20 protein-coding genes are annotated in these 24,666 nt (G+C 72.8%); 8 read left to right on the plus strand and 12 right to left on the minus strand.

Annotation, left to right across the window (positions count from 1 at the left end; translation table 11 throughout):
- Positions 1-37 precede the first annotated feature (37 nt).
- Complete coding sequence (locus tag ACFYW7_RS18150) at positions 38-973, plus strand: cyclase family protein (RefSeq protein ID WP_389503271.1); 936 nt, start codon at positions 38-40, stop codon at positions 971-973.
- Positions 974-1,671: 698 nt separating this feature from the next.
- On the opposite strand, the gene ACFYW7_RS18155 is transcribed toward ACFYW7_RS18150, so the two are convergent.
- From ACFYW7_RS18155 to ACFYW7_RS18170, 4 genes are all read right to left on the minus strand, one after another.
- Positions 1,672-2,133 carry an ATP-binding protein gene (locus ACFYW7_RS18155; RefSeq protein ID WP_389503272.1) on the minus strand — a complete coding sequence of 154 codons (462 nt, stop codon included), beginning with the start codon at positions 2,131-2,133 and terminating at the stop codon, positions 1,672-1,674.
- A 479-nt stretch (positions 2,134-2,612) separates the two neighbouring features.
- Entirely contained in the window at positions 2,613-3,551 is a 939-nt protein-coding gene (locus tag ACFYW7_RS18160; RefSeq protein ID WP_389503274.1) for an acyl-CoA dehydrogenase family protein, read from the minus strand.
- Between the two features lie 8 nt (positions 3,552-3,559).
- Positions 3,560-4,714: an acyl-CoA dehydrogenase gene (locus ACFYW7_RS18165; protein WP_389503276.1), complete on the minus strand. Its 1,155-nt coding sequence runs from the start codon at positions 4,712-4,714 to the stop codon at positions 3,560-3,562.
- Positions 4,714-5,901, minus strand: a complete 1,188-nt coding sequence (locus ACFYW7_RS18170; RefSeq protein WP_389503278.1) for an amidohydrolase family protein — start codon at positions 5,899-5,901, stop codon at positions 4,714-4,716. The genes ACFYW7_RS18165 and ACFYW7_RS18170 overlap by 1 nt, the downstream gene beginning before the upstream one ends.
- Positions 5,902-6,096: 195 nt before the next feature.
- Here ACFYW7_RS18170 and ACFYW7_RS18175 point away from each other — a divergent pair, with 195 nt between their 5' ends.
- Entirely contained in the window at positions 6,097-7,629 is a 1,533-nt protein-coding gene (locus ACFYW7_RS18175; RefSeq protein WP_389503280.1) for a class I adenylate-forming enzyme family protein, read from the plus strand.
- Positions 7,630-7,911: 282 nt separating this feature from the next.
- On the opposite strand, the gene ACFYW7_RS18180 is transcribed toward ACFYW7_RS18175, so the two are convergent.
- Both ACFYW7_RS18180 and ACFYW7_RS18185 read right to left on the minus strand, forming a co-directional pair.
- A complete protein-coding gene (locus tag ACFYW7_RS18180) occupies positions 7,912-8,421 on the minus strand; it encodes an EF-hand domain-containing protein (protein WP_389503282.1) in 510 nt (169 codons plus the stop codon).
- A gap of 229 nt (positions 8,422-8,650) precedes the next feature.
- Positions 8,651-8,983, minus strand: a complete 333-nt coding sequence (locus ACFYW7_RS18185; RefSeq protein WP_389503730.1) for an STAS domain-containing protein — start codon at positions 8,981-8,983, stop codon at positions 8,651-8,653.
- Between the two features lie 525 nt (positions 8,984-9,508).
- On the opposite strand from ACFYW7_RS18185, the gene ACFYW7_RS18190 reads away from it, so the two are divergent.
- Together ACFYW7_RS18190 and ACFYW7_RS18195 are read left to right on the plus strand one after the other, a co-directional pair.
- A complete protein-coding gene (locus ACFYW7_RS18190) occupies positions 9,509-10,090 on the plus strand; it encodes a sigma-70 family RNA polymerase sigma factor (RefSeq protein ID WP_389503284.1) in 582 nt (193 codons plus the stop codon).
- Positions 10,087-11,529 (plus strand): zf-HC2 domain-containing protein, encoded by a 1,443-nt coding sequence (locus ACFYW7_RS18195; RefSeq protein ID WP_389503286.1) that lies wholly within the window; start codon positions 10,087-10,089, stop codon positions 11,527-11,529. The genes ACFYW7_RS18190 and ACFYW7_RS18195 overlap by 4 nt, the downstream gene beginning before the upstream one ends.
- A gap of 157 nt (positions 11,530-11,686) precedes the next feature.
- Here the strand turns inward: ACFYW7_RS18195 and purU are convergent, their stop codons facing one another.
- Together purU and ACFYW7_RS18205 are read right to left on the minus strand one after the other, a co-directional pair.
- The gene (gene purU, locus ACFYW7_RS18200; protein ID WP_389503288.1) at positions 11,687-12,571 is read right to left on the minus strand and encodes a formyltetrahydrofolate deformylase; all 885 of its coding nucleotides are present in this window, start codon (positions 12,569-12,571) and stop codon (positions 11,687-11,689) included.
- Between the two features lie 220 nt (positions 12,572-12,791).
- Positions 12,792-13,292: a hypothetical protein gene (locus ACFYW7_RS18205; RefSeq protein ID WP_389503290.1), complete on the minus strand. Its 501-nt coding sequence runs from the start codon at positions 13,290-13,292 to the stop codon at positions 12,792-12,794.
- Between the two features lie 117 nt (positions 13,293-13,409).
- On the opposite strand from ACFYW7_RS18205, the gene ACFYW7_RS18210 reads away from it, so the two are divergent.
- Positions 13,410-14,711 carry an ABC transporter substrate-binding protein gene (locus ACFYW7_RS18210; protein WP_389503292.1) on the plus strand — a complete coding sequence of 434 codons (1,302 nt, stop codon included), beginning with the start codon at positions 13,410-13,412 and terminating at the stop codon, positions 14,709-14,711.
- 75 nt (positions 14,712-14,786) lie between these two features.
- Here the strand turns inward: ACFYW7_RS18210 and ACFYW7_RS18215 are convergent, their stop codons facing one another.
- A complete protein-coding gene (locus ACFYW7_RS18215; protein ID WP_389503294.1) occupies positions 14,787-16,481 on the minus strand; it encodes a hypothetical protein in 1,695 nt (564 codons plus the stop codon).
- 606 nt (positions 16,482-17,087) lie between these two features.
- Positions 17,088-18,473 carry a transcriptional regulator gene (locus ACFYW7_RS18220; RefSeq protein WP_389503296.1) on the minus strand — a complete coding sequence of 462 codons (1,386 nt, stop codon included), beginning with the start codon at positions 18,471-18,473 and terminating at the stop codon, positions 17,088-17,090.
- A 305-nt stretch (positions 18,474-18,778) separates the two neighbouring features.
- Between ACFYW7_RS18220 and ACFYW7_RS18225 the strand changes: the two genes are divergently transcribed.
- The 3 genes from ACFYW7_RS18225 (at position 18,779) to ACFYW7_RS18235 (ending at position 21,988) form a co-directional block, all read left to right on the plus strand.
- Positions 18,779-19,432, plus strand: coding sequence for a bifunctional DNA primase/polymerase (locus ACFYW7_RS18225; protein WP_389503298.1), 654 nt, complete (start codon positions 18,779-18,781; stop codon positions 19,430-19,432).
- 148 nt (positions 19,433-19,580) lie between these two features.
- Entirely contained in the window at positions 19,581-20,378 is a 798-nt protein-coding gene (locus ACFYW7_RS18230) for an ABC transporter ATP-binding protein (RefSeq protein WP_389503300.1), read from the plus strand.
- A complete protein-coding gene (locus tag ACFYW7_RS18235) occupies positions 20,375-21,988 on the plus strand; it encodes a transporter (protein ID WP_389503302.1) in 1,614 nt (537 codons plus the stop codon). The genes ACFYW7_RS18230 and ACFYW7_RS18235 overlap by 4 nt, the downstream gene beginning before the upstream one ends.
- A gap of 100 nt (positions 21,989-22,088) precedes the next feature.
- On the opposite strand, the gene ACFYW7_RS18240 is transcribed toward ACFYW7_RS18235, so the two are convergent.
- Both ACFYW7_RS18240 and ACFYW7_RS18245 read right to left on the minus strand, forming a co-directional pair.
- Positions 22,089-22,955, minus strand: a complete 867-nt coding sequence (locus tag ACFYW7_RS18240; RefSeq protein WP_389503304.1) for an alpha/beta fold hydrolase — start codon at positions 22,953-22,955, stop codon at positions 22,089-22,091.
- An 809-nt stretch (positions 22,956-23,764) separates the two neighbouring features.
- Complete coding sequence (locus ACFYW7_RS18245; RefSeq protein ID WP_389503306.1) at positions 23,765-24,457, minus strand: metal-dependent transcriptional regulator; 693 nt, start codon at positions 24,455-24,457, stop codon at positions 23,765-23,767.
- Between the last annotated feature and the right edge of the window lie 209 nt (positions 24,458-24,666).

The following is a 24,666-nucleotide window of genomic DNA, read 5'->3' on the forward strand; positions in this document are numbered from 1 at the left end:
CGTCGGATACCTGGAGACAAGCCCCCGGGGAGGACTCATGTCACCGTCGACGCTCCGTCCGGAGTTCCACGAGATCGCGAAGCGCGTGAACAACTGGGGCCGCTGGGGGGCCGACGACGAGATCGGCACGCTGAACCTCATCACCGACGAGGTGGTCCGGGAGGCGGCGGCGACGGTACGGACCGGGCGCCGGGTCCCGCTCGCGCTCCCTCTCCAGCAGGACGGCGTGCAGACCGGGATGATCCCGGGGCGGGTCAATCCGCTGCACGTGATGGTGCAGATCAACCAGGAGATCTTCGGGCCCGGAACGGTGGCGTGCAGCGACGACGCCGTGACCATGGGCCTTCAGGCGGGCACCCATTGGGACGCGCTGACCCACGTCTCGCACTCGGGGAAGCTCTACAACGGCCGCCCGGCCGACAGCGTCACCCCGCACGGCGGCGCCGGGTTCGGCGGGATCGACAAGCCGCGGCACATCGTCTCGCGCGGCGTCCTGCTCGACGTGGCGCGGGCCCGCGGCGAGCACCGGCTGGCCGGCGGGCACGCGGTGACGCCCGAGGACCTGGAGGCGGCGGAGGAGTTGGCGGGGACGCGGGTACGGGCGGGCGACATCGTGCTCGTACGGACGGGTCAGGTCCAGGTGTATCTGGCGGGCGACAAGCAGGCGTACGGATATCCGTCACCGGGGCTGTCGGTGCGCACCCCGGAGTGGTTCCACGCGCGCGATGTCGCGGCGGTCGCCAACGACACCCTGACCTTCGAGATCTTCCCGCCCGAGATCGAGGACCTGTGGCTGCCCGTCCACGCGCTCGACCTGGTCGAAATGGGCATGATGCAGGGGCAGAACTGGAATCTCGAAGAGTTGTCCACAGCCTGTGGGCAAGAAAACCGCTACAGCTTCCTGCTGTCGGCGATGCCGGAGCCCTTCGTCGGCGGCACGGGCACACCCGTGGCGCCGGTGGCGATCCTGTAGCCGGGCCGAGGCATCCTGTTCGCGCTCCCCACCCGTCCCGGCGGGGCATCCCGCCTCCGGCCCCGCGGCACCCGACTTCCACCCGGACTCCGGACCCAGGTGCCCGGCTTCCGGCTTCCGGCTTCCGGCTTCCGGCTTCCGGCTTCCGGCCGAGCCTCGGGCTCCGACCCCACGCCCCCGGCCTCCGCCCGGCGGACGGAGGGCCGGCTGGCGGCGCGCTTCCCCCCACTCCCGACTGCGCCCGACCAGGAGGTCCCCCACCCATCCCGGGCACGGCACCGCGCGCCGCCATCCGTCTCGGCGCGCCCACCCCCACCCCCCTTGGCCCTGGAGGAGCCGACGCCGAATCGCGACCCGCCCTCGCCGAGAGCCCCCGTCACCGGAACCCTCGCCGTCCCCTCGCGGCGCATCGCTGAACACAAGCGTGATCAAACGGACACGCCACGTCAACACCCGCTCGGGGATTTATGACGGTTCACCCTTTTCGAGGCGGCGCGCACGGAAGCACGACCCGGCGCATTCGGCCATTACCGCAGCCGTGTACAGCGATTTCGTGCATACATGCACAAAACCGCGCGCCCGGCGCCCCGACGCGGGACGGGCCGGACGGGGCCCGACGAGGGCACGGCCGGGACGCGAGAGCGCGGAACCCGCACGGAGTCCGACCCCCTCACCCGGCGGGCAAGAGGGGAACGGCGTCAGACCGCCTCGTACGCGAAGTCCTCGCAGCCCGGATACACGGGCCCCGACGAGGCGCCGGAACCGCAGCGGTCGAGCTCGCACCAGATGCGCTTGCCGACCCCTTCGGGATTCCAGCCCCAGCGGTCCGCGAGGCCGTCGACCAGCTCCAGGCCGCGGCCGTTGGTCTCGTCGCCGTCGGCGTGCCGGGGAACCGGTGGGCGGGCGCTGGAGTCGGCCACCTCCAGGCGCACGGTGGCGGCTCCCGCCCCGCCGGTCAGACAGAGGCGCAGTACGGCCGGACACCCGGTGTGCACCACGGCGTTCGTGACAAGCTCCGAGACGAGCAGGATCAGCGTCTCGGCGAGGGGTTCATCGGCTTCTATCCCTGACCCGGCGAGCCTGGAACGGGCCCACCTCCGAGCTCGCCCCACCTCTGCGGGGTCGGGCCGGATCTCCAGCTGCACTTGAAGCACCTGCACCGCTCACACCATCCGAACCGGCGGACACATCGCCTCGCGCCTCACAAGGGCCACGATCGTAGCCATTTTCTGCATGGCCAGAACAAGGATCACGGAACGTGATTCCCTTGCGAGACAGCATGGTTGACGTACAGTCACCCCAACAAGCGCTTCGGGCATATTCCAGCGCGAAGGAGTACGCGTGCGGCATACTGTGCGACGCTCGCCAAGGGGAGTCGAACAGGCAGGTACGGGGGTCCGCACTGCCTCGCGAGCGGCGCGCATCGCCGGGTTCGGCGCGGCCTCGGGGGCAACACCGGGATGGCTCAGCCTCAGAACCACTCGCATCTCACACAAGGTACCGGAGCACGGCGCCGACTCCAGGCCGTGACAAGTCACGCCTAGGACACAACCAGGTATCGACGCTCCGTGATTCCACTCCGCCACGATCCGCGACACCCGCGCCGGCTCCTCCCCCGGTACCTCGCTGCGGGAGCCCCCTACGCCGTCCCGGCCGCCAGCTCCTCCGCCAGCTCCTCCTCGCTCCGTGTGCTCCCTCCGGCACGGTGGGTGCGTATCCACGCCCTCTTCAGGTGCAGATGGACATCGGACTCCCAGGTGAAACCCATGCCCCCGTGGACCTGGAGACAGTCGCGGGCGCCCCGCACGGCCGCCTCGTCGGCGAGCAGCCGGGCCGCCGCGATGTCCGCCGGGTCGGCGGTGACCGAGGCGGCGTAGACGGCGGCGCGCGCCACCTCGACCCGGACGAACATGCCCGCGCACAGGTGCTGCACCGCCTGGAAGGCCCCGATCGGCCGCCCGAACTGCTGGCGCGTCCGGGCGTGTTGCACGGCCGTCTCACAGGTCCGGGCGGCGCTGCCGAGCTGCTCGGCGGCGGTGAGGAGGGAGGCGAGGAGCGCGTCGGGCGGCCGCGGGGTCCGGGGGGCGCCGCTCCGGGGCCCCCCGGCGGCGGGGGCGGGGAGCCGGTGCAGGGGCGTCAGCGGGTCCACGGAGGCCAGCGGCTCGGCCCCGGCCGCGTCCCCGCGGACGACGTCGGCCTCGTCCAGCCACTCCACGAGTCCCCCGTCGACGTCGACGGAGGTCACGACCGTCTCTCCGCCGGCCGCCCCGGCCACGGCGCCCGCGGCGAGGTGCGTGGCGATCAGCGGGCCCGGCAGCAGGACGCGTCCCGCCTCCTCGAAGGCCAGCACGGCCTCCGGAAGTCCCTGCCCGACGCCTCCGTCGGCCTCGGGCAGCCGCAGCGCGAAGAATCCCGCGGCGCCCAGCTCGCGCCACAGCTCCCGGTCGAGGACGCCTTCGCCCTCCCGCTCCGCCCGGTGCACGGCCGCGCGCAGCGCGTCCGGCCCGAACCGGCCCTCCAGCAGCTCCCGTACGCCCTGCCGCAGGGCCCGTTGGTCATCGGTGAGCCGGAAGTCCATGGTCCGATTCACCTCCCTCTGGGAAGGCCGAGGATCCGCTCGGCCACGATGTTCCGCTGGATCTGCGAGGTGCCGGCCGCGATGGTGTACGAGAGGGACGACAGCCGGTCCAGGGTCCACTCCCGGTCCAGGTCCAGGGCCTCGGGGCCGAGGACCTCGGCGGCGGTGTCGAACAGCTCCTGGCGGGCGTGCGAGTAGCTCAGTTTGAAGACCGAACCGCCGACGCCGGGCACTCCGCCCGTCCCCTGGGCCTCGCTGACGTTCCACTGGGTGAGCCGCCACAGCGCGCGGAACTCGGCGTTCAGCCGGCCGAGACGGCGGCGCAGCACGGCGTCGTCCCACCGGCCGTTCTTCCGCGCCTCGCGCGCGATGTCGTCCAGGACCCGCCGACAGGCGACCACTTCGCCCACGAAGGCGGTGCCGCGCTCGTACGACAGCGTCACCATGGTCACGCGCCAGCCGTCGTTCTCGGCGCCGACCCGGTTGGCGACGGGGACGCGCACCTCGTCGAGGAAGACCTCCGCGAACTCGGTGGAGCCCGCGAGGGTCCGCAGCGGCCGGACGGTGATCCCGGGCGCGTCCATCGGCATCGCGAGCCAGGTGATGCCCCGGTGCCTGGGGGCGGCGGGGTCCGTCCGCACCAGCAGCTCGCACCAGTCGGCGACCTCGGCGTGGGAGGTCCAGATCTTGGAACCGCTGACCACGTAGTCGTCGCCGTCCCGGTGCGCGCGGGTGCGCAGGGCCGCGAGGTCCGAGCCGGCGTCCGGTTCGCTGAAGCCCTGGCACCAGACCTCCTCGCCGCGCAGCACGGGCGGCAGCCAGCGGGCCCGCTGCTCCGGGTTCCCCTCGGAGGCGACGGTCGGTCCGGCGTGCAGCAGCCCGACGAAGTTGGCCCCCACGTAGGGCGCGCCCGCCCTCTCCGTCTCCTCCAGGTAGATGAGGTGCTGCGTCGGTGTGGCGCCCCGGCCGCCCGCGTCGACGGGCCAGTGCAGGCCCGCGTACCCGGCGTCGTACAGCGTCCGCTGCCAGCCGAGGTCGTACGCCCGCCGCCCGGGCCAGTCGTCCGGGGAGGGTTTCGGCCCCAGGGCCGGCAGGACCCCGGCGAGCCATCCGCGCAGGCGCGCGCGGAACTCCTCCTCCTCGGGCGTGTACGCGAGATCCACTACAGGTCCAGGTCCAGCATGCGGATGGCGTTGCCGCGCATCAGCTTGTGGATCGTCTCGTCGTCGAGGCCCTTCACATGGTCGAGGGCGACCTCCTTGGTGTGCGGGAAGGTCGAGTCGACGTGCGGGTAGTCGGTCTCGAAGGTGGCGTTGTCGCGGCCCACGACGTCCAGGGACGCCACGCCGTGCTTGTCGCGGAAGAAGCAGCAGAAGATCTGCCGGTAGTAGTACGTCGACGGGGGCTCGGGGATCAGGTCCTTGACCCCGCCCCAGGCGCGGTGCTCGGACCAGACGTCGTCGGCGCGCTCCAGGGCGTACGGGATCCAGCCCATCTGGCCTTCGGAGTAGGCCAGTTTGAGGCGCGGGAACTTCACCAGGACGCCGCTGAACAGGAAGTCCATCATGGAGGCCATCGCGTTGTTGAAGGACAGCGAGGCCTGGACGGCGGGGGGCGCGTCGGGGGAGGCGGCGGGCATCTGGGACGACGAGCCGATGTGCATGTTCACGACCGTCCCGGTCTCCTGGCAGACCGCGAAGAACGGGTCCCAGTAGCCGGAGTGGATGGAGGGCAGCCCCAGGTAGGTGGGGATCTCCGAGAAGGTCACGGCCTTCACGCCCCGGGCGGCGTTGCGGCGGATCTCGGCGACCGCGAGGCCGATGTCCCACAGGGGGATCAGGCACAGCGGGATCAGCCGGCCGCCGCTGTCGCCGCACCACTCCTCGACCATCCAGTCGTTGTACGCCCGCACGCAGGCCAGGGCCACCTCCTTGTCGTGCGCCTCGGCGAAGGTCTGGCCGCAGAAGCGCGGGAAGGTGGGGAAGCAGAGGCTGGCCTCGACGTGGTTGAGGTCCATGTCCTTGAGGCGTTCGGCGGGGTCCCAGCAGCCGGGCCGCATCTCCGCGCGCGTGATGCCCTCCAGCGTCATCTCGTCGCGGTCGAAGCCGACGGCGGCGATGTTGCGCTTGTACGGGAACTTGAGGTCCTCGTAGATCCACCAGTCTGTCGGCGGCCCGTCCGGGTCCATGGTGATCCGGTACTTGCCCGCGATGTAGGCCAGCTCGCCGATCCCCGCCGTCAGCGGCCGGGGTCCGCGCTCGCGGTACTTGCTCGGCAGCCAGGTCTCGAAGAGGTGTGCGGGCTCGATCACGTGGTCGTCGACACTGATGATGCGGGGCAGTTCGGTCATGGTCCCCTCCGCCTGGCGTACGGGTCCGCCCTGAGGTCTCCCCCACGACGTTTCTGATGGGCCGTCAGATACTTGTTCCCCAGCAGGCTAGCCCCGCGCCTATGGACCGACAAGGCGGCGAGCCCTACGCTCTGCGCACGATCTGACTGCCCGTCAGGTAGGGCCGTCGGAGTGACCGGATCCCTGGGGGCCGAAGTGAACGACACCGCACACGCCCTGAGTTCCGCGCGCACGCTGTGGGAACTGGTCGCCCGCCGTGCCGACCTCACCCCCGACCGGCCCGTCCTGCTCCAGGGCGACCGTTCCCTGACCTTCGGCGAGCTGCGCGACCGCGCCGAGCGGGTGGCGGCGGGCCTGTACGACAAGGGCGTACGCCCCGGCACGGTGGTCGCCTGGCAGCTGCCCACCCGGATCGAGACGGCCCTGCTGTCCTTCGCGCTGGCCCGTCTCGGCGCCGTGCAGTCCCCGGTCATCCCCTTCTACCGGGACCGCGAGGTCGGGTTCGCGCTGCGGGAGTCCAAGGCCGAGTACTTCGCCGTGCCCGGCGAGTGGCGTGGCTTCGACCACACCGCGATGGCGCACCGGCTCGGCGCGAAGAACGTCTTCGAGGCGTACGACGCGCTGCCCGACGGCGATCCCGCCGTGCTGCCCGCCCCGCCCGCCGACGGCACCACCGTCCGCTGGATCTACTGGACCTCGGGCACCACCTCCGACCCCAAGGGCGTGCTGCACACCGACCGTTCACTGATCGCCGGCGGCTCCTGTCTCGCCCACGCGCTGCGGCTGTCGGCGGACGACGTGGGCTCGATGGCCTTCCCCTACGCGCACATCGCCGGACCCGACTACACGGTGATGCTGCTGCTGTACGGCTTCCCGGCCGCGCTGTTCGAGCACTTCGCGCTGCCCGCCGCCCTGGAGGACTACCGCAGGCACGGCGTGACGGTGGCGGGCGGATCGACCGCGTTCTACGCGATGTTCCTCGCCGAACAGCGCGAGCGACCCGGGGAGCCGGTCATCCCCACGCTGCGGCTGCTCGCGGGCGGCGGCGCCCCGAAGCCGCCCGAGATCTACCACTCCGTCGTCCGGGAGATGGGCGTGCAGCTCACCCACGGGTACGGCATGACCGAGGTCCCGATGATCACGATGGGCGCGCCGGACGACACGGCCGAGAACCTGGCCACCACGGAGGGCCGGCCGCCGAAGGGCATGGAGATACGGATCGTGGACGCGGCGGGAGCCGTCCTGCCGCCGGGCGTCGACGGGGACGTACGGCTGCGGGGGGAGGCCGTGTGCCAGGGGTACCTGGACCCGGCGCAGACGGCGGCGGCGTTCGACGCGGACGGGTTCCTGATCACCGGGGACGTGGGGCATCTGACCCTGAGCGGGCACCTCGTCCTCACCGGCCGGGTGAAGGACATCATCATCCGCAAGGGCGAGAACATCTCCGCGAAGGAGATCGAGGACCTGTTGCACGGGCACCCGGCGGTCGGCGACGTCGCCGTGGTCGGACTGCCCGACGCCGAGCGCGGGGAACTCGTCTGCGCGGTGGTCGAACAGCCTCCGGGGGCGGCCGCGCTGACACTGGCCGCGGTGACGTCGTACCTGCGGGGGGAAGGACTGTCCGTGCACAAGCTGCCGGAGCGGCTGGAGGTCGTGGACGCCCTTCCGCGCAACGAGGCACTGCGGAAGGTCCTCAAGTACCGGCTCAGGGAGCGGTTCTCGGGCTGAGACCGGCCCCCGGTCCCGCCGGGAACGGCGGCCTCCCGCCCGCCCCGGGCACTTGCGCGGACGTACCCCGCCCCGAACACCTCGGCCCCGTCCCGCGAGCGCACCGGACCCCGTCCGGGAACGCCCGCCCACCGCCCCCGGAGGGGGTGCCCGGCTCGTCCCGGAGCGCACGCGGGCCTCGTCTCCGAGCCGGCCCGAAGGGCGACCCGGAGTGGGCGCGAGGCCGCCCGGGAGGCGGGGCGACGAGTGGCGGGTCCGCGGTGGGCCCGGTGGGCGGGCTCGTTACTCCGGCACCGTGAAGTAGCGGGCGAAGGCGCTCACGACCTCCGTCTCGCCGATCCGTCCGTCGGTGTCCGCGTCCAGGGCGGCCGCCGCGGCGGCGGCGCCCTCGCCCGCCCCGAGGGCCCTGAGGACCCGCGCCGCCTCCTCGACCGTGGCCACGCCGTCACCGTCGGTGTCCGCCACCGCGAGGGCCGCGTGCAGGAAGGGGCGGGCGATCTCGGCGAACCGGTCGGGGTTGTCGCGCAGCCGCTTCACGGCGCCGCTCACGAACTCCTCGCGGGTGATCCGCTGGTCTCCGTCCCGGTCCGCTATCCCGGCCATGCCCTGCCAGAACGCCTCGGCTCCGACGTAGAGGGCCTGTCCCTTGTCCGACCGGGCGGTCGTGCCGAACTCGGCGAGCACCGCCTTGGTCGCCGCGTTGAAGTCCTCCCGGTCGATGTAGCCGTTGCCGTCCTGGTCGAAGCCGGCGAACCGGGCGGCAATCCTGCGCTCGTACTCGGTACTGACCATGGTGTGTTCGGACCGCCTCACTACTCAGCCGGCCTCCGCCGGACTGCGGTTCATCTGGCACGGAGCGTACGACGCCCGGGCTGCCGGGGGAGCCGAAAACGACGGTTGTCCCAAGACCGCGGGAATTCTGGAACAACCGCGCGACACCCTGCCGCGCGGTGCGTCGGCGGTGTCGCCCCGGCGGGGGCGAGGCGGCGACGCGGGCGGGCCCGGTGACCCACGGGTCGCGTCAGGCCGACAGCGGGCGGGACTCCTCGTCGACGGCCGAGCCGACATCGGGGTACACGTCGAAGAGGCGGCGCACGCCGAGGGCCCCGAGGACCCGGTTCACGTGGGAGCCGTCGGCGGCTCCCCGGGCGGGCAGGATCAGCCGCAGGCGGCCGTGGCAGGAGCGCATCAGACGACGGACGGCGATCAGGACACCGACCCCGCTGGAGTCGCAGAACACGAGCGCCGAGAGGTCCAGGACGACGCTGTGCCGGCCTTCGGCCACCACGTCGTGCACGCACTGGCGCAGTCCGGGTGACGTCACGAGGTCGAGTTCGCCCGACACCCGCAGCACGGCCCACTCGCCCGCTCCGCGGTTCGCGGCACCCGGGCCGCCGCCTCTCGTGCCGCCCGCGCCGCTCTCGCCCTCGGCCACGTCGGTCACGTCGATCACCTTGAGCGTCACCGCCACGCCTTTCGCTCGCCCGCCCAGCAGAAACGGAAGCGATGCGTACGCTTCCTTCCAGCGCGGCTGCCCCGCCGTAGTCCCATGAAACACGGATTCCTCCGGGAAGAAACGTCTGCCTACGGTCGAAAATGCTTGACGAGGGTGCACTTTCGGCCGCATACGGTCTCTTGCGGTCAGTCCTGGGGGCGGAAGGGCTGCTTCCTTACCATCCACGGCCTGTCCCGGGGCGCGCATTGACGCAAAGGGGCGTGCGCTGTCGGACGTGCCGACTACATTCAGGACAGTGGTCGCGCCCAGTCTGGAGGCGCACCGCATGACCGGACGGCAAGAGGGGAGACGGTCGGAGCACCGGCCGGGAGCACGGGCGGGAACACGGACGAGCACCGGCACCACCAGGGGTGAGGGGGTCGCATGGCGAAGCAGGACGCACCGCCCCGCTGGGACCGCAAGATGCAGCAGCGGCTCTCGCGCGGGGAGGCGGCCGCCCTCGGCGAGCTCTACGACCGGTTCGCGTCGCTGGTGCACGGCCTCGCCCATCGCGTGCTCGGCGACGAACGGGCCGCCGACGGGATCACCCGCGAGGTCTTCGCCCACGTCTGGGAGAACCCCGACGCGTACGACCCCAAGCAGGGACCCCTGCGCTCCTGGGTCGCCGCGCTGACCCACCGTCTCGCCGTGCAGCGTCTGCGCGCCACCGAGACCGCCGCGCTCGCCCAGGGCGGCCGGGGAACCACCGAGGAGCTGGAGAGCAAGGTGCGCAGCGCCTCCGTCGCCGCCCGCGCGGACTACATCGTCACGTCCATGCCCACCCCGCTGCGGAGCGCCCTGGAGCTCGCGTACTTCCAGCGCCGTGACTACCGCCAGGCCGCCGCCGACCTCGGCGTCACCGAGGACGAGGCGCGCCGACGGCTGCGCCTCGGCCTCCAGCTCCTGTCCACGGCCCACGACACCGGGCCCGTCGGCGCACCGCCGGAATTCGGGGGTGCGCGGTGACCGGGGGAACGGACCGGTCCGGCGCGTCCGACGAAGGGAACGGGCCCGAGGACCAGCGCGCGGACGGACCCGGAGGCGAACACGGGGACGGGCTCGGGGAGCCGGGTTCCCGGGGCTCCGGAGAACGGCGGGACGCCCACGGCCCCGGGCTTCCCGGGACCGGCGGCGACGCCGGGCCGCCGCCGGGCGCACCCCCGCGCATACCGACGCCGCGCACGTCCGTGGAGGACACCGGACTGCCGCTGCCCGAACCGGCCCTCGCGCCCGCCGCGCCGCCCGGTCCGACGCCGCTCGTCCTCGAACACCGCGTCCTGAAATCGCTGCTCGGCGCGTGGGCGCTGGCCGCCTGCTCGACGGACGAGACGACGGCCGTCGAGGAACACCTCGGGCACTGCGGCCCCTGCGCGGACGAGGCGCTGCGGCTGCGCGAGGCCGTCGGGCTGCTGCACCCGCCGGAGAGCCTGGACCTGGACCCGGCACTGCGCACCCGCGTCCTGACGAGCTGCCTCGACCGGCGTCCGCCGCGCATCCCGGTGCCCGAGTGGGCCGCTCCGTACGACGCCGAGACCGCCCGGCTCGACGCTCTGCTCCAGGACATCGGCGGCTCCGAGTGGCACGCGCCCGTGCGGCTGCGCTGGTTCGACGGCCTGGGGCCCACGAGCCGCCGCACGACGGTCGCCGGGGTCATCGCCCACCTGCTGAGCGTCGACGGACTGGTCGCCGTGGCCCTGGGCCTGGACGACCCGCTCGGCAGGACCGGCGCCGGGCGGCCGACACCGCAGGAGCGCACCGAGGCGTACTGGCGCGCCTCGAACGTCCCGCCCACCCGGTCCGTGCGCGGACCCTGGCGGGAGCAGAGCCACACCATCGTCCGGACCGCGTCGTTCGTGGAGTCGGGCGCCGCGCACGCGCGCGCGGTCGAGCGCGGGGAGGTGTCCGGGCTGCTCGGCGTGTCGTACGGGGGTTTCGAACTGCCGCTCAGCGACTCGCTGGTGGACCGGGCCTTCGAGTGCTGGGTGCACGCCGGGGACATCGCCGACGCGGTGGACTACCCGTACGGACCGCCCGCCCCCCGGCATCTCCACCGGATGATCGACCTGGGGGCCCGCATGCTGCCCGTGTCGCTCGCCGAGCGGCGCCGGGCGGGGCTGGCCGCCCCGTCCTCGGACCGGCACCTCGTCGCGGCCGGCGCTCCGGGACGCAGCCTGCGCCTGGAGATCGAGGGCTCCGGGGGCGGCGAGTGGCTCATCCCGCTCGACTCGCCCGGCGCCGTCGGCTCCGCCGAGTACGAGGTGGCTCATGTCGCCCTGGACGGCGTGGAGTTCTGCCGTCTGGCCGCGGGCCACGTCTCTCCCGAGGAGGCCGCCGCCGGACAGGACGGCGACCGTGAGGCCATCAGGGACGTGCTGTTCGCAGCGGCGTCGCTGAGCAGGATCTAGTGCCGCAACGGGCAACGGCCCGGACGCGACGCGGCTCCGCAGCACGCCGCCCGACGGCCACCGCCTCCCGCTGACGCCCGTCACGGCGTCGGGCCCCGACTCCACGGCGTCACGGCGTCACGGCGTCACGGCGTCACGGCGTCACGGCGTCACGGCGTCAGGCGAAGATGACCGTCCGGCGCCCGTTGAGCAGGATGCGGCGCTCCGCGTGCCACTTCACCGCGCGGGCCAGCGCCTGGCACTCCACGTCACGGCCGATGGCGACCAGCTGGTCGGGGGTGACGTCGTGGCCGACCCGCTCGACCTCCTGCTCGATGATCGGGCCCTCGTCGAGGTCGGCGGTGACGTAGTGCGCGGTGGCGCCGATGAGCTTCACACCGCGGGTGTGCGCCTGGTGGTACGGCTTCGCACCCTTGAAGCTCGGCAGGAAGGAGTGGTGGATGTTGATGATCCGGCCGCTGAGCTGCTTGCAGAGGTCGTCCGAGAGGACCTGCATGTAGCGGGCGAGGACGACCAGTTCGACGCCCTTCTCGCGCACCAGCTCCAGCAGCTGCGCCTCGGCCTCCGCCTTGGTGTCCCTCGTCACCGCGATGTGGTGGAAGGGAATGTCGTACGACCCCACCAGCTCCGCGAAGTCCGTGTGGTTGGAGACCACGGCGGCGATGTCGACGGGCAGCGCGCCGATCCGCGCGCGGAAGAGCAGGTCGTTCAGGCAGTGACCGAACTTGCTGACCATGAGGACGACCCGCATCCGGTCCTCGGCCCGGTGGATCTGCCATTCCATGTGGAAGGCGTCGCCGATCGCCGTGAAGCTGGCACGCAGCTTCTCCACCGTCACCGGCGACTCGGCCGAGAAGTGGACCCGCATGAAGAACAGACCCGTGTCGTGGTCGCCGAACTGCTGACTGTCCTCGATGTTGCAGCCGGTCATGAACAGGTAGCTCGACACGGCGTGCACGATGCCCTGCTTGTCGGGGCAGGAGAGGGTCAGGACGTACTGCTCGGAGGCGGGCGCGGTCCCGCGGACGGACGGCTCAGTCATGCGGGACAGGTTCCCATACCGGCCGCGCGCGACGGACGGCCGTCCCGCCACGCGGACGCGGGGCGTACACCGCGCGGGCGCCTCGCCGGAACCGGACGCGCGCCTCACTCCCGGCCCCGAAGCCCGGCACGGGCACCTCGCGGACCAGCCCGCGCCCCCGCCCGGCCGGCATGCGGTCCTACCGCTGGACCGACCACCGGTCCGACCACCGGTCCGACCGCTAGGCCGACCGCGTCAGGATGCGCAGGATCTCCAGGGTGCGCGGGGGCGCGTCCGGGTCCTCGCCGTCGCTCCCCGCCATCCGTACGTGCGCCGCGCGCGCGGCGGCCAGCGCCTCCGGCCACGCCGGGTGGTCGAGATACGCGGAGACCGGCGCGTCGGGCCCGACCTGGTGCATGATCCGCAGGACCCGCAGGACGGCGGCGTCCACGAGGGCCGCCTCCTGGGAGTCGCGGAAGATCGTGCCGACGTACTTCTCGGCCGACCAGTTGTCCAGCCACGTGTCCTCGACCAGTCGGTACACGGCGTCGGTGACGTCCCCGTACCCGTCGACACCGGCGAGCCAGACGTCCCGCTGGAAGGCGGGGTCGGAAAGCATGTGCAGCGCGGAACGCACATTGCTGCGCCAGCGCCACCATGGCATGTCGTTCAGTGGCATACCGCCCATGGTGGATGAGCGACTGCCGCGACGGGAAGAGTTCTCCGAACCTTGCACGGTCACCGATCGTACGTTCCCCGCGAAAAACAGTTCAGCGGCCCCCGCAATTCACTTCTACGTCACCCCTCGTCGACCGTGTGTCACACGAGGGTTCTCGATGTGAGGGAATCGTGCGTGTCCATGACCGGTAGGCGACGTACTCGCACCACCTCACCCCTCACTCCGCCCCGGCCCTCAAGGGGCACCCTGCTGTACGCCGGCGCGATAGTGGCGTGCGCGTCGCTCGCCGTCGGGTGCGGGGTCATCCCCGGCACCGCGGGGGGCGCCGGAGACGGCCCCGTCAAGGTGATGACCTGGGCCCCGGAGAAGACCGACGCGACCAACAGGCCGGGAATGCCGGCCCTCGCGAAGGCCTACGCGCGCTGGGTCAACGCCCACGGCGGCATCAACGGCCGCGAGCTGGAGGTCCTCACCTGCAACGACCACAACGACTCGATCGACGCCGCGCACTGCGCCGAGCGGGCGGCCCACGAGGAGGTCGTCGCGGTCGTCGGTTCCTACAGCCAGCACAGCCGCTCGTTCCTCGCCCCGCTGGAGAGCGCCGGCATCCCCTACATAGGCGGCTTCGGCCTCACCGACGAGGAGTTCACGAGCCCGCTCTCGTACCCCGTCAACGGCGGCCAGCCCGCCCTGCTGGCCGGCCTCGGCCAGCAGCTCGGGAAGAGCTGCGGCCCGGTCTCGCTCATCCGCCCCGACACCATCGCCGGTGACGAACTCCCGGTGCTGATCAACTCCGGCCTGAAGTCGCAGGGCCACGCGGCGGCGGCCGACCAGCTGGCGGCCGAGGACGCCACCGAGTACTCGGCGACGACGCGGCAGGCACTCCGGCACGCGACCTCCGACCCGGCCGAGCGGGGCTGCGTGGTCCCGGCCCTCGGAGACCGCACGAGAACGTTCATGGACTCCTTCCGGCGCGACAGCTCGGACTACTCGAAGGTGCGCACCGGAACCGTCCTCGGCAGCATCGACCAGTCGCAGATCGACGCCAGCGGCGGCAGGTCGAGCCCGTACGAGGGTTCGTACGTCACCGGCTGGTACCCGACGTCGAACGACGCGCGCTGGAACGAGATGCGCAGGGTGATCAAGGAGCAGGCCTTCGGCGACAACCGGATCGATCCCACCGACGCGGGCGTCCAGACCACCTGGATCGCCTACACCGTGCTGCGGAAGGTGATCGAGTCCCTCGGGGCGGGCGAGATCTCCCCGCTCACCGTCCGGCGCACGCTCGACAACGGCCTCAAGGTGAACACCGGCGGCCTCACGCCGACGCTCAGCTGGCGGTTCGAGGACATGATCGCGGCCGTCGACTTCCCGCGCCTCGTCAACGCCGACGTCACCTTCCAGGTCGTACGCAACGGCCAACTCGCGGCGGACCGGGCCTCGTTCGTCAACATGTCGAAGACGCTGGAGAACGCGGACTAGGGCCGACGGCGACGGAGGCCCGGGCTCCACGCCGTTCGGCGTGGAGCCCGGGCCTCCGTCGGTCTCCCGACCCGGTCACAGCTGGGTGCGGGTCCGCTGCGTCAGGCTGTACTTGGACGCGATGGAGTTCCAGAGCGCCGCGGCCTTCTCCTTCTGGGCGGAGGCCGTGCCGCTGGCGTTGTCGCCCGCCCGGGTCTGCCCGGTGGCGCGTGCCTGGCCCTTGCGGCAGCCCTTCTTGCCCTTGACCTGGTCGGCCCAGGCCGCGTAGTGGTTGTCGGCCGCCGCGGACGCCTTCCAGCCGTCGGTGAGAGCGGCGGACAGCGCGTCGTGGCTCGGCAGCTTGTCGACCTCCAGCGCGGCGAGCCGGGTCACCAGCTCGCTCCGCTGCTCGGCCGCGTCCCGAAGGTCGCTGGCCGCCTGGTCGAGGTTGTTGCACACCTTCACGTTCTCGACGGCCCTGATCACCGAGTCACGGCTGTTGCCGCTGTCCGCGAGGAGCTTGTCCAGCTCGACGGCCTGCGCCTTCGCCGGATCGGCCGCGGGCGCCGAGGAGCCCTGGGTCGCGGGCGCCGTCGCGGCCACCTGCTTGCCGGTGTCGTCGCCGCCCTCGTCGTCTCCGCCGCCGCCGCTGAGCAGGGCGCCCGCGCCGACGCCGAGCACGACGATGCCGATCCCGACGGCCGCGATCAGCGGGAGGCGTGAGCCGCTGCGGCCACCGCCGCCGCCCGCGCCGTCACCGTCGGAGGGGCCGCCACGCCGCGCGGCGGCCCTGCCGCCGGGGCCGCCGGGCGCGGACTGCGCGCCGTACGCGTCGTGCGCGCCGCGCGGGGCCTGGGCCACGGAGGCGTCGACGCGCGGCATCTGCGTCGTCGCCCCGGACATCTCCGGCTCGCTGCGGAAGAGACTGTCGAACTCCGCGGGAGGCTGCCGCTCCTCCGGCTCGCCCGAGCGCATCCCGTAGGGACCGGCCGGCTGCGCGGGCACGGGGGCGATGTACTGCGTGGCGTCGGCGTCCGGTCCGCCACCGGGACCGCCCTGGGCGGCGCGCCCGAGGAAGTGCGTCGCGTCCGACCGGACCTCGGGCGGCAGAGCGCCCGGCCCCACCGGCGGTATCAACTGGGTGGCGCCCTCGTCCGGCGCGGCGGGGACGGGCGGTATGAACTGGGTCGCCCCCTCGGCGCCGCCCGGAGCGGCCGGTATGTACGGAATGTATTGAGTGGCGCCGTCGTCGCCACCGGGCGGGAGCGGCGTGGACTGTCCGGCCTGCTGTCCCTGGGCCCCGTAGCCGCCGTAGGCGTCGTACCCGGCGGCCGCCTGCGAGCCGTGCGCCCCCGGCGCATAGCCGTCCTGGGCGCCGTACGAAGACGACTGCGCGGCCTCGGGCGGCAGCGGTCCGGCACCGGGGGCCTGCTGCCCGCCGAATCCCTGCGGCTGCTGGTGGGCGCCGTGCGGGTCCGACTGCGGCCAGCCCTGGGACGCGGAGGACGTGGAGGCGCCCCAGTCCGGGGCGGGAGGCGTCGACGGGGACGGCTCGGCGGAGCCCCATCCCGGGGCGTCGTTCACCGGTGCTCCCCAGCCGTCGCCGGACGGCGGGGCCTGGGCGGCCGACTGGTCGGGACCCCACGGCCGGCTCCAGGCCTGACCGACCGCCGGCGTCGCGCGGTCACCCGTGTTACCCGGCAGCAGCGGCTCGCTGCCGTCGGAGGGCAGCACGATGCCTTCGCGCGCGGGCCGCGCCGAGGGCTCCTCGCCCTGTCCACTCTGCGTCACCGGGACTCCTACGAATGGGGGACCTTCGGAATCGTCGGCTCACGCTACCGGGTCCCCGGGACCCGGTGCCACGCAGCCCGGGGCCTGGCCTCCGCACCCTGTGACACGGGTAACGAAACCACCCCCGAATGCGCTGTATTTCACTTCCCCCGCTCACCGTGCCCGTGTTTTCCCGGCGTTCACGCCGGTACAGGCCATATGTTCACGCGAGCGGTGGCCCGGGGAGTGAGATAAATGATCACAACCGCACGGGACTCGGCGCTCGCGCGACCGTACCCCGCGGGTACGGCGGCCTCGTCCCGCGCGCCCCGCACGGGTACGGCCACCTACGGGTACGGCCCCACACCGGTACAGGCGGCGCCCGCCCCTCTCCTCCCTCGCCCCTCCTTCTCCTCCTTCTCCTCCTTCTCGTTCGTCCCGCCCCCCGGGCAACGCCTCTCCTCGGCGCCCGGCCGCCCCCGCGCCGGTCCGCGCCGCCCCGCACCGGTCCGCGCCAATCCGCGCCCGCGGGCTTCGCGTGGGGCGCACGCGGCGTGCGCCCCCCACGTGCGCCCAGGTCCCCCGATACCGGACACGCACGTCAACCCACGTGCGGCCTGCGGACGTTCACGCCGCCGCCTGCAACTCCATGCGCGCCCCGAACTCCCGCACCACCGCCTCGTCCCGGAACGGCTCCAGACGCAGTTGCAGGTCCTCCAGGTACTCGGCGCCCCGGTTGGAGCGGAGTGTGCCGAGCAGTTCGACGGCGCGCAGACCGGTGTGGCAGGCCTGCTCCACCTCGCGCTGCTGGACCTGTGCCGTGGCCAGCAGGACATAGCCGATGGCCCGGCGGCGGGCGCGCGACTCGGGGTGCCCGGCCAGGGACTCCTCGGCGCAGCGCGCGGCGGCCTCCGCCTGGCCGAGGTCGCGGTGGCAGTGGGCCAACTCGTCGGCCAGGTAGGCCTCGTCGAAGTGCGCGATCCACGTCGGGTCGTCGCCCGAGGCCGCGTCGGCGCCCTCCAGCGCGGTGACCGCCCGGCCGGACGCCACGTGCGCCGCGCGCGCGTCGCCGAGCAGCGCGTGCCCGCGGGCCTCGGCGGCGTGGAACATCGACTCCGCGCGCGGGGTCACCCGTCCCCGCGCTCCCTCCTGGGCCGCGCGCGCCAACTGCGCGATCTCGCGCGGGTTGCCGAGCTGCGCGGCCAGGTGGCTCATGGACGCGGCCAGGACGTAGCCGCCGTAGCCGCGGTCGCCGGCCGCCTGGGCGAGCCGCAGCGCCTGGATGTAGTAGCGCTGGGCGAGCCCGGGCTGACCGGTGTCGATGGCCATGTAGCCGGCGAGTTCCGTCAACCGGGAGACGGCGGCGAACAGTTCGCGTCCGACGGCCTCCCGGTAGGAGCCGGCGAGCAGCCCGGAGACCACGCTGTTGAGGTAGTGCACGACGACCGGGCGCACATGCCCGCTGCCGTACTGGTGGTCGAGGTCGACGAGGGCCTGGGTCATCGCGCGGACCGCCGCCACGTCCGAGAGCCCGACGCGCGGGCCCGCCGAGCGCGCGACCTGCGTGTCCGGCGACGAGATCAGCCAGTCACGGCTCGGCTCGACGAGCGCGGAGGAGGCCACGGACGACCCGGACAGGAAGTCCCGTCGCCCCACGTCGCTGCGCCACAGCTCGCAGACCTGCTCGATGGCGCCCAGTATCGTCGGCGAGAACTGGAGGCCGACGCCGGACGCGAGGTTCTTGCCGTTGGCCATGCCGATCTCGTCGATCGTGACCGTCCGGCCGAGCTTGCGGCCGAGCGCCTCGGCGATGATCGCCGGAGCCCGTCCACGGGGCTGCTGACCGCGCAGCCAGCGCGCGACGGACGTCTTGTCGTAGCGCAGGTCGAGGCCGTGCTCCGCGCCGCACATGTTGACGCGGCGGGCCAGCCCGGCGTTCGAACAGCCCGCCTCCTGGATGAGCGCCTGAAGTCGTTCGTTCGGCTGCCTGGCGATGAGAGGCCTTGCGGCCATGGCGTACCCCCTGTGGCTGCGGTGCCTGCCCACGCACCGAGTTGACGTGTCCTCACCGGCCGGTCCGTCGGACGAGGCTGGCCAGGAAGATCAATGCCCCGCAGACATACCGAAGATGCGAGACATGTGAGGATTGCCGGGGTAAGGGCGGTTGCCCGACCCCATCCCTGATTACCCAGTACCGGCTGCCGTTCCCCCCGCGCGCCCCCACACGTGCATCCATGCGCCCCAGGTGGGGAATCGATGCCCCTCCCCCGCGCGCGTGTCCCCCGTAACCCGGGGTGGACGCGGGAGTTGAGTCCCACGTGGAAGAGACCATCGCAGGCACCGAGTCCGCACAGATCCCCCAGCAGCGTGGCGAGTCGCTGCAGGAAACCGCCGTGCGCTATGCCGAGGAACGCCACTGGGACGTGTTCCCCGGCACCTGGCTGGAAGCGGTCGCCGGGGTGCAGCGCTGTTCCTGCGGCGAGCCGGCCTGTGTCCTGCCCGGAGCGCATCCGACGCGCGAGGACTGGCCGACCCAGGCGACGGGCAGCGCGACCGTGGCCCGCCGACTCTGGTCCGAGGAGCCGACGGCGTCGATCCTCCTTCCCACCGGCCGGACGTTCGACGCGATCGAGGTGCCCGAGACGGCCGGGTTCCTGGCGCTCGCCCGCATGGAGCGGATGGAGCTCACCCTCGGACCGGTGACCTGCGCACCGGACCGGCGCATGCACTTCTTCGTTCTTCCCGGCGCCGCGGCGAAGGTCCCCGATCTCGTACGGAAGCTGGGCTGGCCACCGGCCTCGCTCGACCTGGTCGCGCTCGGCGAGGGCGCCTACGTGGCCGCGCCGCCGACCCGGTTCGGGTCCGGCGGTGCCGTGCAGTGGGCGTGCCGGCCGACGCCCGCGAACCGGTGGCTGCCGGACGCGGAGGAGCTGATCTCGCCGCTGGCCTACGCCTGCGGACGGGACCGGTGACGTCCGCGCCCGGCGGCGGGCCGGGCGACGGACCCGCCGTCACCGCCTGAGCGGGGCACCGGCGGCGGCCGGCGCCCGTCGGTCCGTCACGGCCGGCCGCACGGCTCCCCCACGCCTCCGGGCCGCCCTGGGCCCTTAGGGTGCCTTCATGAGCGTGGGAGCGAAGGACGACGGGGTGCCCGCCGTGCGTGTGCGGGGGCTTTGGAAGCGGTTCGGGGAACAGATCGCCGTCGCCGGGATCGATCTGGAGCTGCCCGCGGGGCGGTTCATCGGGCTCGTCGGGCCGAACGGAGCCGGCAAGACCACCACCCTGTCGATGGTGACGGGGCTGCTGAGGCCCGATGACGGCACCGTCGAGGTGGTCGGCCACGACGTGTGGCGCGACCCTGTGGAGGTGAAGGCGCGGATCGGGGTGCTGCCCGAGGGGCTGCGGCTCTTCGAGCGGCTCTCCGGGCGGGAACTGCTCGCGTACACCGGCCGGTTGAGGGGCCTGCCCGGAGCCGAGGTCGACAAGCGCGCCACCCAGCTGCTCGACGTCCTCGACCTCGCGGGCGCGCAGCACAAACTCGTCGTCGACTACTCGACCGGCATGCGCAAGAAGATCGGCCTGGCCTGCGCGCTCCTCCACAACCCCGAAGTCCTCTTCCTCGACGAGCCGTTCGAGGGCGTCGACCCCGTCTCCGCGCAGACCATCCGCGGTGTCCTGGAGCGGTACACCGCCTCCGGCGCCACCGTGGTCTTCTCCTCCCACGTGATGGAGCTGGTCGAGTCGCTGTGCGACTGGGTGGCCGTCATGGCCGCCGGGCGCATCCGGGCGTACGGCCCGCTCGCGGAGGTCCGCGGCGGCGCGCCCTCGCTCCAGCAGGCCTTCCTGGAACTGGTCGGCGCGCACGGCCGCGGCGTCGCGACGGATCTCGACTGGCTGGGCGGCGGGGCTCCCCGGTGAGCGCCGCCCCGGGCGCCTCCGCCGCCTCGATCACCCCCGTCGTGGTCCGTCTGAAGCTGTCGCTGCTGCGCAACGGGCTGCGGCAGTCCGCCGGACGGCGGGCGGCCTACGTCCTCTCCGTGGTGCTCGTCCTGTTCCTCGCCGCGCTCCAGCTGATCGGGCTGATCGCGCTGCGCGGCAACGAGCACGCCGCCACCGTCGCCGTGCCGCTCGTGACGGTGCTGGCGCTCGGCTGGGCCGTGATGCCGCTGTTCTTCCCCGGCGGTGACGAGACGCTCGATCCGACGCGGCTGGTGATGCTGCCACTGCGGCCGCAGCCGCTCGTCCGGGCGCTGCTGGCCGCCTCGCTGGTCGGCATCGGGCCGCTGTTCACGCTCTGTCTGCTGGCCGGTTCGGTGATCTCCCTCGCGCACGGGACCGCGGCGTACGTGACGGCGGTCGTCGCCCTCGCGCTCGCCCTGCTGGTCTGTGTGGCCCTGGCGCGGGCGGTCGCGGCCGCCAACATCCGGCTGCTGTCCAGCCGCAAGGGCCGCGATCTGGCGGTGCTCAGCGGACTCGTCGTCGCGGTCGGGGTGCAGCTGGTCAACTTCGGTGTGCAGCGGCTCGGTTCGACGGGCGGGCTGTCCACGCTGGACCCGGCGGTGGAGGTCCTGCGCTGGGTTCCGCCCGCGTCGGCGATCGGTGCCGTGGACTCGGTGAGCGACGGGTCGTACGGGAGCGGGATCGCGCAACTCGCCCTGTGCGCGGGTGCCCTGGTGGGGCTGCTGACCCTCTGGTCCCGCCATCTGACCCGGCTGATGACCTCGCCCGACGGGTCCACGCTCCAGGCGGCGGAGCCCACCGGGCGGGAGCGGGGCTCGTCGGGCCTGGCGCGGCTGCTTCCGGCCGGGCGCACCGGGACGGTCATGGAACGCAGCCTGCGGTACGTGTGGCGCGATCCGAAGACCAAGGCCGCGTGGGTGACCTCGCTGGCCATCGGACTGATCGTGCCGGTGTTCAACGCCCTCCAGGGGACCGGCACGGTCTACTTCGCGTGCTTCGCGGCGGGGATGCTCGGGATCCAGATGTACAACCAGTTCGGCCAGGACACGTCCGCGTTCTGGATGGTCGCGATGACGATCTCCTCGACCCGGGACGCGTACGTCGAACTGCGCGGGCGTGCGCTGGCGCTGCTGGTGATCACCCTGCCGTACGCGACGCTCGTGACCGTCCTGACGACCGCGCTGCTGGACAGCTGGTGGCAGTTGCCCGCGGTGCTCGGCCTGTCCTTCGCGCTGCTCGGCGCGATGCTCGCGACCGGCGCCTGGTCCTCGGCCCGCTTCCCGTACTCCATCCCCCAGGAGGGCTACAAGAACGTGGCCCCCGGTCAGGCCGGTCTCGCCTGGATCGCCATCTTCGGCGGCATGGTCTCGGCCGCCCTGCTGGCCGCCCCCGTCATCGCCCTCACGATCTGGCTGAACGTGAGCGCGGACGGGGAGCGGTGGAGCTGGCTGCTGCTGCCCGTGGGCGCCGGCTACGGCGCGCTGATCACGCTGCTCGGGCTCCGCCTCGCGGCGCCCCGCACCGCCCGGCGCCTGCCGGAGATCCTCGCGGCCGTCAGCAAGGGCTGAGCACGCGCCGGCGGCGCCGTCCCGGTCCCGCGCCCGGGACGGGGGCGGCGGCCGTCCGTGGGACCGGGACGGGACCGCCCGCAGGACGTGCGCTCCGTTCCTAGCCGGTGAGCACGCCGTCCAGGAACGGCTCGATCGCGGCCCGCCACGCTTCCGGCTGGTCGTAGTGGACGAGATGGCCGGCGTCGGCGACCTCCGCGTACTGGCCGCGCGGCAGGACGCGGACCATCTCCTGGGACTCGGCCCGGCCGAGCTCGCCGTCGAGCCCCCGGACGACCAGGGCGGGGCACCGGACCTGGGTGAGCTCCTCCCAGTGGGCGTCGTACACCCATGTCTGACGGGACTTGAGCATCTGTTCCGGTTCGAAGACCGGGCGCCAGCCGTCGGGGCACTCGTGCATCACCTCGGCGTAGAACTCGCCGCGGAAGGGGTTGCGGCGCTCCACCCAGGGATCGTCCTCGCCGAACCACTTCCGTACGTCGGCGAGCGTGGCGAAGGGGACGGGCCAGGCCTTGAACCAGTCCTCCCATTCCCGCTGCGAGGCGGCGCCCAGTGCCGAGGCCCGCATGTCGCAGATGATCAGGGCGCGGACGAGGTCGGGGCGCTTGGCGGCGAGCTGCCAGCCGGTCAGGGCGCCCATCGCGTGGCCGATGAGGACGGCCGGTCCGAGTCCGAGCTGTTCGAGGGCGGCCTCGGCGTCCTCGACGTAGGCCTCCCGGGTGTACTCGGCCTCCGGGGCCTTGGCGCTCTGGCCGTGGCCGCGCTGGTCGAGGGCTACGGCACGGTGCCGCTCGGAGAGCCAGCGGGCGGTGGACGCCCAGTGCGAGGCACGGCCCATGAGGCCGTGCAGTAACAGCACGCCGGGTGCCTCGGAGGCCCTCGGCTGATCATTTTTGGGAGGATCGGCGAACTCCCACGCAGCCAGGCGTACGCCGCCCGCTCCCGTCACGTCGATGCGACGCACCATCGGTAATGGCACCCCCCTAGCTCGCTCGGGCCGGCTCGCTCCCGCTCGACCGGCCGGTCCACTCGTACCGCTTCCTGCCGCTGCTCCTGCTGCTCGGTGTCCGTTCGTGCACTCCTGCCACACCGTCACGTTATCGAATGGGGTTTCGAGAATGGGCTTTCTGGCCGCAACACCCCTCGTTCGAGTGACCATCCGCAAGGATTGACCGCCGTCGCCGCGGGGAGATCTTCAGCGGGAGGCGGACCGCTCGGGGAAAACGGTCCGAGGGGAATGACCTTGAGAGCTCGGGGCTCCAGGTCAGCACAGGGGAGGACAGGCCCCGGCGCCGGAAGGCGCCGGGGCCCTCTCCACATCTACGGCACATCCTTACGCCCCCTCCTCGACCGCACACCATCGCTCCCGGACACGGTCAAGAGCCCTCAGGTCATATGCCTCACGCGACAGCCTTGCACGCAAACGGTCCCGGCGCTGCGATTCCACACACTGAATCTCGCTTTCGGCCAGGTCGCGAAAGCATCACAACTCCCCCTACAGTCACAGCAGTTGACACACCCGGGGTGCGACGGACCACGTGCGCCCCACGGTGTCCGGCGGGCGCCCGGGCACCGACGTGGAGGTCAGCGGCCGTCGACCCCTCGACCGGCACCCGGGCACCGCCCCTCGCGGGCACCGGAAGCCCCGGGGAGAAAAAAGGCCGGTATCCGGAACGGTGAGTACCGGAATCGCGAATACCGGAACAGCGAGTTCCGGAAGGCCGGTGCGGAGGGCGCGGGTGCCGGGGAACCGGTGCGACGCGACCGCCGACGGCGTCAGCGCTTGGCGACGAACACATGGGAGGCGACGTCCGCCTCCAGCTCGGCGGCCTCGCCGCCGCTGCCCACGAGGACCCCGCCGGCCGACGCGGTCACGCTGACCACCGAGCCGGGCTGCACGCCCGCGCGCCGCAGTGTGTACATCAGCTGGGCGTCCGTCTGGATCGGCTCGCCGATCCGCCGGACGACCACGGTCTTGCCGTCCAGACCCGGGTCCAGCTCGGCCAGCGAGACCATGCCCTCGTCCAGGAACGGGTCGGCGCCGTCCTTCTCGCCCAGCTCCTCCAGGCCCGGGATCGGGTTCCCGTACGGCGACTCGGTCGGGTGGCGCAGCAGCTCCAGCACGCGGCGCTCCACCGCCTCGCTCATCACGTGCTCCCAGCGGCACGCCTCCGCGTGCACCTGCTCCCACTCCAGACCGATCACGTCGACGAGGAGGCACTCGGCGAGCCGGTGCTTGCGCATGACCCGGGTGGCCAGCCTGCGGCCCTCCTCGGTGAGCTCCAGGTGCCGGTCACTGGCGACCGCCACCAGGCCGTCCCGCTCCATGCGCGCCACCGTCTGGCTCACCGTCGGGCCGCTCTGGTCGAGCCGCTCCGCGATCCGGGCGCGCATGGGGACAACGCCTTCCTCCTCCAGCTCGAGGATGGTGCGGAGATACATCTCCGTGGTGTCGATCAGTCCGGACATTCGTGCCCCTCGATTAGCTCTGCCGGAGACTCGATGGCCCACCGGCGTGTGCGCTGGCCCTGGCCTCAATTCTGACGCATAGCACTGACAACCGTGCCTCGCCGTCGGAACCCCGTGGTGCGAAGTGCCCGGGAATCCCCGCGGGCATCCGTCCCGGCCGTCGCCCGCGCGCCGCCTCCGGGGTGCCCGTCGACACCCCGGAGGACGTA

This window comes from Streptomyces sp. NPDC002580, from assembly GCF_042889485.1.
In the GTDB taxonomy this organism is placed as follows: domain Bacteria; phylum Actinomycetota; class Actinomycetes; order Streptomycetales; family Streptomycetaceae; genus Streptomyces.